Origin of the sequence: Streptococcus oralis (genome assembly GCF_023109155.1) — a bacterium.
GTDB lineage: Bacteria > Bacillota > Bacilli > Lactobacillales > Streptococcaceae > Streptococcus > Streptococcus oralis_BZ.
This window is the reverse complement of record NZ_JALDUA010000001.1, coordinates 639,033-654,935: the sequence shown is the minus strand read 5'-3', so window position 1 is coordinate 654,935 and position 15,903 is coordinate 639,033. Positions and strand designations below refer to the sequence as shown.

Sequence of the window (15,903 nt, the reverse complement as noted above, 5' to 3'; positions counted from 1 at the left end):
AGCCTCTTGTTTAAAGGACTTTGGCAGAGGTATGAGTGATTTCCTCCACTTGAATTCCTTCTTTTTCAAACTTATCCTTTAATGCAGTCAAATCGATTTTTCCATCAATTTGAACTTCGATGACGACCTTGCCATCCTTACGTGGAATGTTTACAGTATGGGAAATATTTAAATCCTCTTCTACAATTAAAGCTACAATTTTCCCCAGTACTCCGACTTTATTTTCTGTAATGAAACGAACACGAATCCCCTCTTCTCCGTATCCGGCGATTTCCAAGAAAGCCTGAAAAACATCGCGGTCTGTAATGACACCGTAGACCTGATGATTGTCTACGACTGGTAATATCCCAATTTTATTTTTCAGCATCAGGTAGGTCGCATCTTCTAGACTAGCATAGCCAGAAACCGTCACGACATCTCGAATCATTACATCTTTTACTTTGGTTTTATTCAGAAGATAATTCATCTCATAGATAGAGAGACTGGTTGCTTTAGATGGGCTGGCTTCCGCAATGGTTCCTTCTGTTACCAATCCAACTAATTGATCGTTTTCGATAACAGGTAAACGGTGCAAACCTTGCTCGCGCATCAAATCTGCTGCGTGTGCTACAGTCGTATCTGGACTGATATAAACTACCTTACGGGTCATGAAATCTTTAACTGCCATGAGACTTCTCCTTCTATATTGCTACTTTTATTATACACTTTCTTAGAAAATCTATCAAACGCTTTCATCTCTTTTTCAAGATTTTGAATAATCTGAGAAATTTGCATAAAATGCCAGTATAAATTAAGAGGGAACCGTAGTCCCCTCTCTTCTTAAATCGTAACAGTATCTCGATCTTTTATCATATAACGTTTCAGTGGGCTAAGACTAGCTAGCCAGTATAGTAGACCACCAAATAGCGCAGTAAATCCGCTACCAGTTGTGATTAAAAATATTGGACTTTGAATTTGTGCAGTTACAGGGTTGTAGACAAAAAGTACCGCTACCAATAAGGAGATAAATACGCAAGACAAGCCAACTAAGTTAAATCCTTTAGTAAACTCGTAGGCGTCATGCCCTTCAAGGAAATAGGCTGAACGCAAGTCGAGTTTTCGTTTTCTTAAGATAAAATAGTCGACAACAATCATACCAATAATTGGCCCCTGAATATAGGCGGCTAGGGAGATGAAGGATCCGAAATACTCTTCTACTCCTCCCCAGATAGTGAGTAGACTCACGTAAACCATGGCAATCCAAACCATTAGTTTATAGCTTACTTTTGGCATCCCGCTTTTGACAATCATACAGTTCACGTATGATCCTGTCCCCTGGGTTCCAATATTGGCAAAGGCTACTAGTAGTAGACTTAAGAGAGCAAAGGCTGGGGTGCTTAAAGTTGATAGCATGGTTGTTGGATCACTTTCATAAACACCTGTTTTGACAAACATGGCTAGAGCCATGACTCCACCTGTCGCAACGAAGAATGGAGCCACAACTCCGTATGATAAAGCTGTAGCCCAATAACCACTGCGTTCTGATTTTGCTAAACGCGGTAAAACCAATGCCTGTGTAGACCAAGAGAAAGCAAAGGCAACATTGCCTTCTCCAGAGAGCATGAAGCGTTCTAATGGCGTCAAATCTCCTTGAGTGGCTGGTTGGATATTCATAATATCCGTTATAGGAACGGCGACAAAGCAGATTCCAACGATAATGAGACCAACAATCAATAAGGCGATAACCAAGAAGCGATTGGTCCATTTAATCACTTCTGGGCCTCCAAGAGCAATGAGAGTCCCAAGAAGAACACAGAGGGTACCAAGAATAGGCGCCCATATTCCCTTGTCCAAACCAAGACCAAAATTATTTGCCAAATGAATCATGGAACTGGCAAAAAGATTGGCCGCAACAGCATACCATCCAAAGTTAGCCAAGCTAATAATGGTTGATAACAGGGCTACACCTCTTTTTCCTAGAACAGCTCTCAACCAAATCCACAAATCAATTCCATACTTAACCGCAAACAAAATAGGAAGACATTCAATAAAAACCCAGATAATGTTAAAGCTAAAAATATTTATCAACATTTGATTAAAGGTCAAGTATTGAGCTACATAGGCTCCTTGGGTATAACACCAAGTAGCAATGGCAAAACCACTTGTCGATAGAAAGAGATCCCAGAAAGAATACTGACGATCCTTATTGGTCATGGGAACAATTCCAGTTATGGTTTCTTGTTGGATATAGTCATTCATTTTAGACATGTTATTGAATTCCTCCCGTCATTGCTAAGATAATCAAAACAAGGTTGATTAGGACTATGGAGATGATTAAAATGAAATCACTTTTTAGAAAGGGTTGAACAAACTCATAGTTTGGTGACTCCATTTCTTCCAATCTTCTCTTTGTTTCAGTTGCTACTAATTCTTCAATTTCGGATGTCGTTTTCATCTTAGTTTTCCTCCAAATACAAATCAAGAGCTAGTTGTCCATATTGTTTGGTATAGCGATACCAGATGTAGAGAAATTCACCAACTGGTTTTCCGACACTCTCCTGGAACAAAGCCCACAAGAACCAATAATATGAGGTTACTGCTACATAAGCCAAATAGTGACGTTTGGTTTTCTTATCTGGTACTTCTTGCAAATACAATTCCAGTACTTTTTCAGCATCCTCTACGGTATAATTGGAACACGCGATAAAGGTGCCCAAATCTCCTGCTGGCTCTCCCATTCCAGAATATTCCCAATCAATCAAGCTCATTTCGCCTGCTTCATTCAACAAGAAATTAGGACTATAGGAATCTCCATGACAAAGGACAACCTGTTTGGGATCATTCTGTAAATAATTTTTGAGAAGTGAAACAGTTTTATCCAGTTCCTCGAGACCATCAAACTCAAATCGATTTCTAGCCTTCAATTTTTCTCTAAAATCATCAATTCCCTCAAATTGGTCAAAGGAATGTTCCGTTTTTTCTCCAGATTGGTGTAACCGTCTCAAGAGGTCCATTGCTTGTGCCACATCATCCCAATTATCATAATCCAGTTGCTTAGCATTGGGAATAAATTCTGAAATTTTCCAGCCCTCATCCTTGTTCATGGCTACGAAGGTACGGTCAATCTTTAATTTTGCAGCAATTTCCATAGAAGCTGCTTCACTAGCTCGGTCGATATAATTTTCCGTTCCCCTGCCCGGATGACGGTAAACATATCTTTTTCCTAGACAGTCAAATGAAAATGATGTGTTGGTTAACCCATCTTTTAGAGGTTTGATATTGACAATATCTGAAGCCACACACTTTAATGTCTTACAGATATTATCGATAATAGCTGAGTCTGCATTTACCAAATAACGTTCATCAAATTGACGGAGTTCATCTAGTGAATCAAATTCTTTAACAATATCCGCTGAATAGTGACGAGCTTCTAAAAGGAGTTCCTTGACATGCCGACTATAGTAGTCCTCCCAAAGCTGTTCACGATAAGGTTCGTGCTTAAACTCGGTTTCTAAAATTTCCTTAAATTTCTCGCTAAATACACGGTCAAAATAAACGTGCCCCACCATGGCCCAAGTATTTTCTCCACCAATCTGGATATCAATGATGGTGTGATTCGAATCCTCTATCGCACAATATTCGTCCGTTTGACCTTCTGCAAATATCGTCGAGTAATAACCTCTATAAATATATTGCTCAAACGGATTTTCCACAAAATAATTATCCGATGAACAAATATAAGTGTTGGAAAGTTGATCTTTAACCAACATAAGAGATGAGCAGTTATTGTATTTGTAGTAATCATTATTCACTACAATTTTTATACCAAACTTCTCTGCAAGATAGAACATTTTTTCTTGTAAGTAGCCTACAATAACGGTTATATCTTCTATTCCTGCTTCTTGCAGCTGTCTGATTTCCCTCTCTATCAAGCGTTCCCCCTTGACTTGAAGCAATCCTTTAGGAATCTCATAAGACAAAGGAGCAAAACGACTACTCATGCCAGCAGCCATTATAATAGCATTTTCTACTCGATAGGGTTCTAAAACTTTCTGGCCTAGTTCAGTTAAGTGAAGTTCCTCATCAAGCCACTTCTCTTCTTTCAGTTTTTTCAATAATGTGTTGATTGTTCCTAAAGATAGGTCTAACTCTTCAGCTAACTGTCGCTGAGTAAATGTCTTTTCTTTATGTATCAACATAAAACGCAAAAGTTTAAATTGTTTTTCTGTTACCATTCTCAGTCCTCCTGTTCAATTTTTTCTTACTCATATTATAATATGAACAAAAAGGACTGTCAATTCAAATAGGGAAACAATTAGTAAAAATTAAGGTCTTTTTCCCTTTTCTCAAAAAACATATAAATAAAAGAGCTCCTTATTCTGGAGCCCTGAAATATTTTATATTTTTGATAAGTAGTCGTATTGGGTGTCGCTTGGCTGCAATCCTTATCCGCCGACTAAAACAATCCACTGAATTGGATGATTACTTACGTAATCCTTATCCGCCAACTAAAAAGGGCCCCCGGACTATAGAGGGATTGCGTGCGCAATCTCCGTCCACAACCTAAACTAGTCTCCCAGACTAGAGGAGAATTGCTGCACAATTCTTATCCGCCGACTAAAAAGGGCCCCCAGACTAAAGGAGAATTTGCTGCACAATTCTTATCCGCCGACTAAAAAGGTCCCCCGGACCTTTTTAGCCACCTAGATATGCTTTTCTGACTTCATCTGATGCTGCGAGTTCTTTTCCTGTTCCTGATAGGACAATCTTTCCTGTTTCAAGTACATAACCACGGTCAGAGATAGCAAGGGCCTTGTTAGCGTTCTGTTCAATTAGGAGAACCGTTGTTCCTTGCTTCTGAATATCTTGAATGATATCGAAAATTTCTTGGATAAAGATCGGGGCAAGTCCCATTGACGGCTCATCCAAGAGAAGGAGCTTAGGTGTCGACATGAGCGCTCGTCCCATAGCCAGCATCTGCTGTTCACCACCTGAAAGAGTTGCCGCATCTTGGTTTTTGCGTTCTTCCAGACGAGGGAAACGTGAAAAGACTTTTTTCAAGTTGGCTTGATTTTCTTCACGATTTTTCTTTAAAAAGGCTCCCATTTCTAAGTTTTCCATAACAGTCAAACCTGGGAAAACATGGCGTCCTTCAGGAACTTGTGAAAGACCACCTGCCACGATTTTTTGCGCTGGCAACTTTTGAATCTCTTTTCCCAAAAACTCAATTTTACCAGCACTTGGACGAACCAAACCTGAAAGGGTACGAAGAATGGTTGTTTTACCGGCACCATTGGCACCGATAAGGGAAACAACTTCACCTTCATTAACCTCGAAACTTACATCACGAACTGCTTGGATCATACCGTAATGCACAGAGAGGTTTTCAACTTTTAACATAGACATTAGGCTTCACCTCCTAGATAAGCTTCAATAACGCGTTTGTTGTTCTTGATCTCATCCGGAGTCCCATGAGCAATCAACCGACCATATTCAAGAACATAGATACGCTCAGTGACTTCCATAACCAAATTCATGTCATGTTCGATAAGCATGATGGTAATTTTAAATTCATCTTTGATACGACGGATCAATTCTGTCAATTCAGCTGTTTCTTGTGGATTCATACCAGCTGCAGGTTCGTCCAAAAAGAGGATTTTAGGTTCAGTTGCCAGAGCACGAACGATTTCTAATCGACGTTGTTGGCCATAGGCCAGATTCTTGGCAAGAGTATCTGCGTCACCATCCAAATCAAAAATCTTCAGCAAGTCCAAAGCTTTGCTTTTTAATTCTTCCTCGTTCTTATAAAAAGCTGGTAGGCGTAGGAAGCTCGCAAGAACATGTTGTTTATGATGATTGCTAAATGCAATCAAAACATTTTCCAAAACTGTCAAGTCCTTGAACAAACGAATATTTTGGAAGGTACGACTGAGACCAAGTGAGGCAATCTTATAGGGAGTTTTCCCATTTAGGAGATGTCCATCTAGTGTCACAGTACCTTCGCTTGGTTCATAAACGCCGGTCAAGAGATTGAAAAGGGTTGTTTTACCAGCCCCGTTTGGACCAATCAGACCAACCAATTCTCCCTCGTTCAATTCAAGAGTGACATCTCCAACAGCTGTTAGACCGCCAAAATGTTTGGTTAACTGTTTAACTTCAAGTAATGCCATTAGTTTTGTCCCTCCTTCTTCGATTTTTTAAAGAAACGTGATAGACTCAATTCCCATGTCCCAAGAAGTCCACCTGGTCTGAAAATCATGACCAATACAAGAGCCAAAGCGTAGATGATCATACGTACGCTTGCTACATCTTGAAGGAGCATATTTAAAATTCCTAAAACAATCGCTGAAACGATGGTACCAGTAATCGATCCAAGTCCACCAAATACAACGATAATCAACACGTTGATGGAATTAATAAAGGTGTAATCTTTTGGGACAACAGAACCGATAAAACCGGCCTGAAGTGAACCAGCAATACTTGCTGTAATGGCTCCAAAGACAAAAGCAATAATCTTGATCTTTGTAGTGTTTACCCCAACAGACTCTGCAGCAATCTCATCCTCACGAACAGATAGAGTAGAGCGTCCAATTGGACTACGTAAGAAGTTGAGAGTGGCAATAGTTGTGATCACCACAAATAGATAAACCATTTGCCAGTTGGTAAAGTTTGGAATACCCAAGATACCAGCAGCACCGTTGGTCAAACTTCCACCATTAATGATAAAAATACGAATGATTTCTGAAACACCTAGTGTCGCAACAGCCAGGTAGTCACCCTTCAAACGGAGTGTTGGAATCCCAACGAGCAAAGCGACTGCACCAGAAATCAAAGCGCCCAAGACCATCGCTCCAAAGAAGGCACCATAGGTTGGTGATTTTGAACCAATAATCGCTGCTGCATAAGCCCCAATCGCCATAAAACCTGCATGACCAAGTGAGAATTGTCCTGAAAAACCAACGATTAAGTTCAAGCCTACTGCAAGGATGATATTAATCCCAATTTGTTCTAAAATTTGGACATGGAATAGATTAAGAACACCAGCAGAAACCAGTACACTAATCAATCCATAACCCGCTAACAGAAGGAATAACCAGAGAATATTTACTTTAAGATTTGTCTTCATTGTTTACACCTTCTCTTTCACATTCTTACCAAGGATACCTGCAGGTCGAACAATCAGAATCAAAAGCAAGATTCCATATACGATAGCATCACGGAAATCAGACATACCGAAGGCAGTAGCAAATGTTTCCAACAAGCCAATCACAAATCCCCCTAGAGCTGCACCAGGAATAATCCCGATACCACCGAGAACGGCCGCAACGAATGATTTTAGACCTGGAGTCACACCCATCAAAGGTTCAAGAGAGTTGTAGTAAAGGGCAATGAGAACACCTGCTGCACCAGCAAGGGCTGAACCCAAAGCAAAGGTAAAGCTGATTGTGCGATTTACATTAATTCCCATCAATTGAGCTGCGTCACTATCAACTGATACCGCACGCATGGCTTTCCCCATTTTTGTTTTTTGGACGATTAATTGCAATAAAACCATCAAGAGTACAGAAACTGCTAAAATCATCAATTGAACATTTGTCAAGCTAATTGGTCCCAAGTCAAAGCGGACTGTTTCAATTGCTTGAGGGAAGGCACGAGTATTAGCACCTACTAGATAAACCATTCCGTATTCCAGTAGGAAAGACACTCCGATGGCAGTAATCAATACAGCAATACGTGTAGAGTGTCGTAAAGGACGGTAGGCAAGAAACTCAATCACAACACCAAGCAGCGCAGTCCCTGCCATTGAAATAATTAAAGCTAAAAAGAAATCCATTTGGAAAGAATTAATCAAAAAGTAACCAATAAAGGCACCCATCATGTAAATATCACCGTGGGCGAAGTTGATGAGTTTGATAATTCCATAAACCATGGTATAACCCAGAGCCAAAAGTGCATAAACACTACCCAGAATTAAACCATTCACAAGTTGTTGGAGCATAGCATTCACTCTTTTCTATCGTTATTTTTTAGAAAATTTCATTATTTTCACAAGTTCATAAACACCGAAACAGGGAGTGAGTCAAAGGCTCATTCCCCATTTCAATTACTATTCTAATGTTATGGTTTTACAACTTCTGCTTCTTCAACTTTACCATTGTTCATGGTCATCATGTAAGCAGTTTTCACTGTATTGTGGTCAGCATCAAAGCTTGTCTGACCAGTTACACCATCAAAATCTTTGGTTTTAGCAAGGTTGTCCTTGATTTCACCTGAGTTTTTAGCACCTTTTGCAGCATTTGCTACTAGGTAAACTGAGTCATAGGCTAAAGCTGAGAATGTTGAAGGCTCTTCGTTGTATTTAGCACGGTATGCTTCAAGGAAAGCTTTAGCTTTTGCAGAAACATCAACTGTGGTGGAGAATCCAGAGATGAAGTAAATGTTTGATGCTCTTTCAGCAGTTGCTTGTTGAACAAATTCTTCACCGTTAAATCCATCACCACCAACGATTGGTTTATCAATTCCCATACCACGAGCTTGGTTTACAATTTTACCTGCTTCTGTGTAGTAACCTGGAACTACGATAGCATCAAACTCTTTGCCTTTCATTTTTGTAAGGGCTGCTTGGAAGTCTGTATCACCTGCTACAAACGTTTCATCTGCTACAATCTCACCCTTGTAGGATTCGCGGAATGATTTAGCAATACCTTTAGCATAGTCACTAGCGTTGTCAGTATAAAGAACAACCTTCTTAGCATTCAATTTGTTTGTTACATAGTTAGAGATAATCTTCCCTTGGAAGCTATCTTGGAATGTTCCGATAAATAGGTAATCTTGACCTTTAGTCAAACCGTCTTGAGTAGCACTTGGTGAAATCAATGGCACTCCAGCTTTAGTAGCGTTAGCTACAGCTGCGGCAGTTGCACCAGATGTCGCAGGTCCTACAATAGCTGCTACTTTTGATTGGGTAACAAGGTTTGTTGTAACAGAAGCTGCTTCAGCAGTTTCTGACTTGTTGTCTTTGTCTACAACTTCGATTTGTTTTCCATCAATTCCACCTGCAGCGTTGATTTCGTCTACAGCAAGTTGGGCACCTTTTTGTTCAGCTGTACCGTAAGCTGCCACAGCACCTGTCTCTTCAAAGTTAAAACCGATTTTAATTGTTTTTTCGTCTACTGGATTTCCAGTTGTGTTTGACGCTCCTGACTTGACCTCTCCACATGCAGCAAGAAGAGCCACACTAGCAAGAGCCACAAAAGATAGGGCAAATTTTTTCTTCATTTTTAATCTCCTTATAGTTGTTTCAAAAATTGTATGTTAAGAATATACCGAATTATCAGAAAATTGTCAATGTATTTGTTTAACTTTTTTAAATGATAACGTTTTCTTCAGTCCGATAGAGATTCCCAACGAAGGGAGTTTCTAGCTCTTGAATATGGCAACGTCTAATTTTCTTGATATATCTTTCCTTACTTAATCTCTCAACTAAGTCATCTAGCTCCTCAGTTGGAACATAGAGCTGCAAGTAACGATGTTTTTTGGAATGGTAACAGATATCACCGTATTCCTGAAGTTTTTTTGCATCTCGATTATAGTAGAGATAGATGATTAATCCTGATCGATTTGTTTTTTCAAACATGAGGAATCCTCTTTCTAAGAAATCTTCCCCTATTATACCAAAAAAAGCAAACTCCGTCGAGTTTGCTTTCTAGGTTGCTTAGCTTAAAGAATTATTGGCCATGATTTCATCAATAAAGCCATATTCAAGTGTTTCTTGGGCACTCATCCAGTAATCACGTTCTGCATCTGCATGAATTTGCTCGACTGATTTACCAGAGTTATCTGCAAGGATTTGCTCCAAAGTCTTACGAGTTTTAAGCAAGTGCTCTGCAGCGATTGCCATATCGGTTTGTTGGGTACCACCACCTGTACCACCCATTGGTTGGTGAATCATGTACTCTGCATTTGGAAGCATGAAACGTTTGCCTTTTGCGCCACTTGATGCAATGACAGTCCCCATGGATGCAGCCATCCCCATAACGATTGTTTGGACATCCGCTTTGATAAAGTTCATGGTATCAACGATTGCCAAACCAGCTGAAACAGAGCCCCCAGGTGTATTGACATAAAGGTAAATATCTTTTGTGCTGTCTTGGGCATCCAAGAAGAGCAACTGAGCAATAACGGAGTTGGCCATGTTGTCTTCAACGGGACCTGTTAGCATGATGATGCGGTCTTTCAAAAGACGAGAGTAAATATCATAGGAACGTTCTCCACGGCTTGTTTGTTCAATAACTACAGGAATCATTCATTTCTCCTTTTAATGTTGAATTTTCTTAGTCTTACGACTCAATACAGAACTATTATATCTTTTTGGTCAAAAAAGGTCAAATTTTTGCTCTATTCTCTAAACAGAAACAAAAACTCAACCTCCTTTCAAGTCAAAAACGAACTTCTAGTTTCAGTATTTACTTGCTATCTTATTTGGTACCGAACAAGCGGTCTCCAGCATCTCCAAGACCTGGAACGATATAACCATGTTCGTTCAAGCGTTCATCCAAGGCCGCAGTAAAAATTTCTACATCTGGGTGTGCTTCTTGAAGGGCTTTCACTCCTTCTGGAGCAGATACTAGGCAGACAAACTTGATATTTGAAGCGCCACGTTTTTTAAGCGAATCTACTGCCAAGATTGCTGAGCCACCTGTTGCCAACATTGGATCAACGACAAAGATTTGACGTTGGTCAATATCCTCAGGTAATTTCACCAAGTATTCAACTGGTTGAAGGGTTTCTTCATCACGGTACATACCAATGTGTCCAACTTTTGCTGCTGGAACCAAGCTCAATAGTCCATCTACCATCCCGATACCTGCACGCAAGATTGGGACAATCGCCAATTTTTTACCAGCCAATTGTTTTTGAACGGTCTTTGTGATAGGTGTTTCGATTTCCACGTCTTCAAGTGGAAGATCACGAAGTACTTCATATCCCATCAACATTGCAATCTCGTCTACTAGTTCACGAAAAGCTTTTGTAGAAGTGTCTGTACGACGCAAGATTGACAATTTGTGTTGAATGAGTGGATGATTAATGACTTCAATTTTTCCCATTTTCTGAGTTCCTTCTTTCAATTTATTCTTCTTATTATATCAAAAAACGGTTTAAAAAGCTGTCTAAACCATTTATTTTAATTAATTTTTAAATCAAATCTGCCTCTTGAAGAGCTGTCTGAACAGTCTCTAATGGTAAATGGGTCAACTCGGTGCCTTTTTCTTGATAAAGGTACTGGGCATAGTCATCCATTCGGTACTGGTTGATATAAACCACGCGCTTGCAACCAACCTGAAGCAGTTGTTTGGTGCAGTTCAGACAAGGGAAATGGGTCACATAGGCTGTAAATCCTCTGGGAACCCCTCGTTCGGCTCCTTGCAAGATAGCATTGACCTCGGCGTGAAGGGTTCGGACACAGTGTCCTTCAATGACCAGACATTCGTGGTCGATACAGTGCTCCGTTCCCGATACAGAACCATTGTAGCCTGTTGAAATGACTTTATTGTCCTTAACGAGGACAGCTCCCACCTTGGCACGTTTGCAGGTCGAACGATTGGCAATCAGTAAAGCCTGGGCTGCAAAGTACTCATCCCAAGCCAGTCTTTTTTCTGTCATAAGTCTTCTCCTTATCCCCTATTTTTTGAAAAATGGCAAGCGTAAATCTGCAATCTTTTCAGCCGGAACCTTCATGCCATCCTTGATCCATTTGAGCAGAACTGATACGATGGCAGAGCTCCAAAAGGAATGGAGGTAGCTGCTAACACCTTTTGATTTCCCGTGGTATTTTTCCAGAAATTCCTGCATGGCTTGGACGAAAATCTTTTCCAAGTGGTAGTCCAGGGCAAATTGGATAACCTTAGCTTCTTTCTTTGCTGCGCGGAAAAGGTGAACCCAGACCAAATAGAGGTCGGTTTTAACATCGTAGTGGCTGAGCTGTTCCATGATATTATGAACACTGCGTTTAAAGACGCTTTCCAAAATCTCTTCTTTGGAGTCATAGTTACGATAGAAGGCGGCACGAGAGACGCCAGCCCGTTTGACCAGCTCCGAAATGCTGATCTTGGCCAAGTCCTTTTTCTCTAGAAGTTGCAAAAGAGCCGTCTCGATTGCTTCTCTGGTTAAAAAATTGGATTCTTGATTTGATTTTCTGAGATTTTCAAGAGATTTTTCAGATATTTTACGTTCAGACATAACAATTTCTTTCTACTTGTGACAACAGAGAGGTGGTACTTTTGTTTCAAGGGCTTTCATGATATAATTGTAAAAAAAGACAGAACCTTTGTCAATGTATAAGTGACAAAGATGGAGAATTTCTATGACTTGGAAGATTGTAGCTGACTCTGGTTGTGATTATCGTCAACTAGCAACTCCTGCTATTGATACGGAATTTGTTAGTGTTCCTTTAACCATTCAAGTAGCTGATCAGGTCTTTATCGATGATGCCAATCTTGACATTGACCACATGATGGAAACCATGTATGCGACTTCTGAGGCTTCAAAATCAGCTTGTCCTAGCCCTGATGATTACTTGCGTGCATTTGAAGGTGCTAAGCATATCTTTGTCGTTACTATCACTGGTACTCTTTCGGGTAGCCATAATAGTGCACAGCTCGCTAAAAATATCTACCTTGAAGAACATCCTGACACTCAGATTCATGTGATTGATACATTGTCTGCAGGTGGTGAGGTTGACTTGATTGTCGAGAAAATCAATAGTTTGATTGATCAAGGACTTTCTTATGAGGAAATTGTTGAAGCTATTACAGCCTACCAAGAAAAAACGAAGTTGCTTTTTGTCCTTGCTAAAGTCGATAACTTGGTCAAAAATGGTCGTTTGAGTAAGCTTATCGGTACTGTCGTTGGCCTTCTCAACATCCGTATGGTTGGGGAAGCAAGTGAAACTGGAACCCTAGAACTGCTCCAAAAAGCGCGTGGAGCAAAAAAATCTCTTCAAGCAGCCTATGAAGAACTCATCAAGGCTGGCTACGCTGGTGGCCGTATCGTCATGGCTCATCGCAGCAATGATAAATTCTGTCAGCAATTGTCAGAACGCTTGCTGGAAACATTCCCACAAGCTGAAATTAAGATTCTTCCAACATCTGGTCTCTGCAGTTTTTATGCAGAAGATGGCGGTTTGTTGATGGGATATGAAATTAACTAAGATTATGAGCAACAAGAGATGCCAAGCATCTCTTATTTTTTATGGTACAATAGAGCTATGAAACATTTTGATACTATTGTCATTGGTGGGGGACCTGCTGGCATGATGGCTACGATTTCCAGTAGCTTTTATGGTCAGAAAACTCTTCTCATCGAAAAAAATCGCAAACTTGGGAAAAAATTAGCTGGAACAGGCGGTGGTCGTTGCAATGTAACTAACAACGGAACTCTAGATGACCTACTAGCTGGCATCCCTGGAAATGGACGCTTTCTATACAGTGTCTTTTCCCAGTTTGACAACCATGATATCATCAACTTTTTCACGGAAAACGGTGTTAAACTTAAGGTTGAAGACCACGGTCGCGTCTTTCCTGCTAGCGACAAATCTCGGACCATTATCGAAGCCTTGGATAAGAAAATCGCTGAGCTAGGAGGACAAGTTCTCACTCAAACTGAAATTGTTTCAGTTAAAAAGATAGACGACCAGTTTGTCCTTAAGTCCGCAGACCAAACCTTCACTTGTGGTAAACTCATTGTCACAACTGGTGGCAAATCTTATCCTTCGACTGGTTCGACTGGTTTTGGTCACGAGATTGCCCGTCATTTTAAGCACACCATTACAGAGCTTGAAGCCGCTGAAAGTCCTTTATTGACAGATTTTCCACATAAGGACTTGCAGGGAATTTCACTGGATGATGTGACCTTAAGCTATGGCAAGCATGTCATCACTCATGATTTACTCTTTACCCATTTTGGTCTGTCAGGCCCTGCTGCCCTACGTATGTCTAGCTTTGTCAAGGGCGGAGAGGTTCTCTCACTCGATGTTTTACCTCAACTTTCTGAGAAGGACTTGGCTGCATTTCTAGAAGATAATCGGGAAAAATCCTTGAAAAATGCTTTGAAAACCTTGTTACCAGAACGCCTAGCTGAATTTTTCGTGCAAGGCTATCCTGACAAAGTCAAACAGCTAACTGAAAAAGAACGCGAGCAACTACTCCAGTCTATCAAGGCTCTCAAAATTCCTGTCACTGGTAAAATGTCATTGGCTAAGTCCTTTGTCACCAAAGGAGGCGTCCGTCTTAAGGAAATCAACCCTAAGACCCTTGAAAGTAAGCTCGTTCCTGGTCTCCACTTTGCTGGCGAGGTCCTGGATATCAATGCCCACACGGGTGGCTTTAACATCACTTCTGCCCTCTGTACCGGTTGGGTGGCAGGAAGTTTGCATTATGATTAAAGATCAAAGGTTGTGAAAAATGAATAGAAGAGAATCAGTTGAATTTGTCAACATGTGCATGATTAAAAACGGAGACAAGGTTCTGGTCCAAGACAGAGTTAGTCCTGACTGGCCTGGTATTACTTTTCCTGGTGGTCATGTTGAACGTGGCGAATCCTTTGTCGAAGCTGTCATTCGTGAAGTGAAAGAAGAAACTGGACTAACTATTTCCAAACTCCAACTCTGCGGTATTAAAGACTGGTATGACGACGAGGATTACCGTTACATCGTTCTATTTTACAAGACCGAACACTTTACTGGTGAGCTCCAATCTTCAGACGAAGGAAAGGTATGGTGGGAAGATTTTGGCAATCTTTCTCATCTAAAACTTGCTACTGATGATATGTCTGATATGCTTCGTGTTTTTTTGGAAGATGATCTCAGTGAGTTCTTCTACTATAAAGACGGTGACGACTGGCTTTATGACTTGAAATAAAAAATAGGCTAGGAAATTCCTAGCCTATTTATTCTGCATTTGTCCGAACGTAAGCTGCAATGGCATCTGCTGTGTATTGAGCTGTACCAGGTCCAAATTTGTCAATGTTTTCCTTAAACTCTGGGTTGTAGACGTAACCTTTACCGATATGACCGAATACCTCAATAGAGCAGTCAAATCCATAAGTGCGAATAGCTTGCAAGAGTTTGGCTGCTTGCTCTTGGTTTTCGGCTGCTGTTGCAGGCAGACCAGCTTGAAGGTTTTGTGCCAAGGCTTGAAAAACTTGGTTGAAGGCGGCTGTGGCCTCTTCTTCGCGACCTTTTTGGCGTTCAAGCGCTTGGCCCATGACTTCCTGTCCATACTTCTCTACCGCCTCTTGGTGGTATTTTTGATTGTCTTGATAGCTAAATCCAGTGAATTTTTCCTCAATCGTCATTTTTCTTTCTCCTTTTTGTTCTTGAATAGTTTTTTGCAAGGTGGAAATCAAGGTATCCAGATGTTGCCTTTCTCGAGTTAGATAATCCAACTGCCTAGTCAAATGGGGCAACAAATCTTTCCTTTCTTCCTTTAACAGCTCTGCTATTTTTTCTAAAGAAAAGCCTAGATATTTGTAGTACAGAATGACCTGAAGTCGTTCCAAATCCTCCTGACTATAGGTTCGATAGCCGTTTTCCGACTTTAAGGGGACCAAGAGTCCTATCTTGTCATAGTGGTGAAGGGTCTTGACAGAGACACCTGAAAGCTGCGCAGCTTCTTTTATATGGTACATGATTTCCTCCTTACAAGAAATAGTATAACCCCTCCCCCTAGGTCAGAGTCAAGTGTTTTTACGAAAAATTTTTAACTTTTTGAGAAAGGTATGAAAACTTGAAAATGGTTTTCTTGACAGACCTTAGAAAACATGATAGGATAGTCAAGTCTATCAATCAAACAGAAGGCTCATAAAGAGCCATTGAGAGAGGGCTATTTGACAACTCAAGTAGCCTTTTCTTATTTTAAAAAAGGA

Annotated in this window: 18 protein-coding genes; 3 read left to right on the top strand and 15 right to left on the bottom strand. The window is 40.5% G+C overall.

The window, feature by feature from the left end; all coding sequences use genetic code 11:
- Window positions 1-10: 10 nt before the first annotated feature.
- The 14 genes from M1F63_RS03240 to M1F63_RS03175 form a co-directional block, all read right to left on the bottom strand.
- Window positions 11-667 carry a CBS domain-containing protein gene (locus M1F63_RS03240; protein ID WP_247940701.1) on the bottom strand — a complete coding sequence of 219 codons (657 nt, stop codon included), beginning with the start codon at window positions 665-667 and terminating at the stop codon, window positions 11-13.
- Between the two features lie 152 nt (window positions 668-819).
- Window positions 820-2,247 carry a cytosine permease gene (locus M1F63_RS03235; RefSeq protein ID WP_000041468.1) on the bottom strand — a complete coding sequence of 476 codons (1,428 nt, stop codon included), beginning with the start codon at window positions 2,245-2,247 and terminating at the stop codon, window positions 820-822.
- Window position 2,248: 1 nt separating this feature from the next.
- Window positions 2,249-2,434 (bottom strand): hypothetical protein, encoded by a 186-nt coding sequence (locus M1F63_RS03230; RefSeq protein WP_000859104.1) that lies wholly within the window; start codon window positions 2,432-2,434, stop codon window positions 2,249-2,251.
- A gap of 1 nt (window position 2,435) precedes the next feature.
- Window positions 2,436-4,214, bottom strand: coding sequence for a phosphotransferase (locus M1F63_RS03225; protein WP_247940700.1), 1,779 nt, complete (start codon window positions 4,212-4,214; stop codon window positions 2,436-2,438).
- Window positions 4,215-4,674: 460 nt separating this feature from the next.
- A complete protein-coding gene (locus tag M1F63_RS03220) occupies window positions 4,675-5,385 on the bottom strand; it encodes an ABC transporter ATP-binding protein (protein WP_000062204.1) in 711 nt (236 codons plus the stop codon).
- Window positions 5,385-6,149, bottom strand: coding sequence for an ABC transporter ATP-binding protein (locus M1F63_RS03215; protein ID WP_001186014.1), 765 nt, complete (start codon window positions 6,147-6,149; stop codon window positions 5,385-5,387). The genes M1F63_RS03220 and M1F63_RS03215 overlap by 1 nt, the downstream gene beginning before the upstream one ends.
- Window positions 6,149-7,105 carry a branched-chain amino acid ABC transporter permease gene (locus M1F63_RS03210; protein ID WP_000856262.1) on the bottom strand — a complete coding sequence of 319 codons (957 nt, stop codon included), beginning with the start codon at window positions 7,103-7,105 and terminating at the stop codon, window positions 6,149-6,151. Before M1F63_RS03210 ends, M1F63_RS03215 begins: the two co-directional genes overlap by 1 nt.
- Before the next feature lie 3 nt (window positions 7,106-7,108).
- Window positions 7,109-7,978: a branched-chain amino acid ABC transporter permease gene (locus tag M1F63_RS03205; RefSeq protein WP_000941413.1), complete on the bottom strand. Its 870-nt coding sequence runs from the start codon at window positions 7,976-7,978 to the stop codon at window positions 7,109-7,111.
- 119 nt (window positions 7,979-8,097) lie between these two features.
- Entirely contained in the window at window positions 8,098-9,258 is a 1,161-nt protein-coding gene (locus M1F63_RS03200) for an ABC transporter substrate-binding protein (RefSeq protein ID WP_000726133.1), read from the bottom strand.
- A gap of 88 nt (window positions 9,259-9,346) precedes the next feature.
- A complete protein-coding gene (locus M1F63_RS03195) occupies window positions 9,347-9,616 on the bottom strand; it encodes a YlbG family protein (protein WP_049490317.1) in 270 nt (89 codons plus the stop codon).
- Window positions 9,617-9,694: 78 nt separating this feature from the next.
- Window positions 9,695-10,285, bottom strand: coding sequence for an ATP-dependent Clp protease proteolytic subunit ClpP (clpP, locus tag M1F63_RS03190; protein ID WP_000613467.1), 591 nt, complete (start codon window positions 10,283-10,285; stop codon window positions 9,695-9,697).
- A 172-nt stretch (window positions 10,286-10,457) separates the two neighbouring features.
- Window positions 10,458-11,087 (bottom strand): uracil phosphoribosyltransferase, encoded by a 630-nt coding sequence (upp, locus tag M1F63_RS03185; protein ID WP_000515974.1) that lies wholly within the window; start codon window positions 11,085-11,087, stop codon window positions 10,458-10,460.
- Between the two features lie 88 nt (window positions 11,088-11,175).
- Window positions 11,176-11,643, bottom strand: a complete 468-nt coding sequence (locus M1F63_RS03180; RefSeq protein ID WP_000136994.1) for a deoxycytidylate deaminase — start codon at window positions 11,641-11,643, stop codon at window positions 11,176-11,178.
- Window positions 11,644-11,661: 18 nt separating this feature from the next.
- Window positions 11,662-12,219: a TetR/AcrR family transcriptional regulator gene (locus M1F63_RS03175; RefSeq protein ID WP_042767775.1), complete on the bottom strand. Its 558-nt coding sequence runs from the start codon at window positions 12,217-12,219 to the stop codon at window positions 11,662-11,664.
- Window positions 12,220-12,343: 124 nt separating this feature from the next.
- Between M1F63_RS03175 and M1F63_RS03170 the strand changes: the two genes are divergently transcribed.
- The 3 genes from M1F63_RS03170 to M1F63_RS03160 are packed head-to-tail and all read left to right on the top strand — an operon-like array spanning window position 12,344 to window position 14,897.
- Window positions 12,344-13,189, top strand: a complete 846-nt coding sequence (locus M1F63_RS03170) for a DegV family protein (protein ID WP_247940699.1) — start codon at window positions 12,344-12,346, stop codon at window positions 13,187-13,189.
- A 57-nt stretch (window positions 13,190-13,246) separates the two neighbouring features.
- Window positions 13,247-14,422, top strand: a complete 1,176-nt coding sequence (aao, locus tag M1F63_RS03165; RefSeq protein WP_247940698.1) for an aminoacetone oxidase — start codon at window positions 13,247-13,249, stop codon at window positions 14,420-14,422.
- A gap of 19 nt (window positions 14,423-14,441) precedes the next feature.
- Window positions 14,442-14,897: an 8-oxo-dGTP diphosphatase gene (locus M1F63_RS03160; protein ID WP_247940697.1), complete on the top strand. Its 456-nt coding sequence runs from the start codon at window positions 14,442-14,444 to the stop codon at window positions 14,895-14,897.
- A 28-nt stretch (window positions 14,898-14,925) separates the two neighbouring features.
- Here the strand turns inward: M1F63_RS03160 and M1F63_RS03155 are convergent, their stop codons facing one another.
- Entirely contained in the window at window positions 14,926-15,666 is a 741-nt protein-coding gene (locus tag M1F63_RS03155) for a MerR family transcriptional regulator (RefSeq protein WP_247940696.1), read from the bottom strand.
- Window positions 15,667-15,903 lie beyond the last annotated feature (237 nt).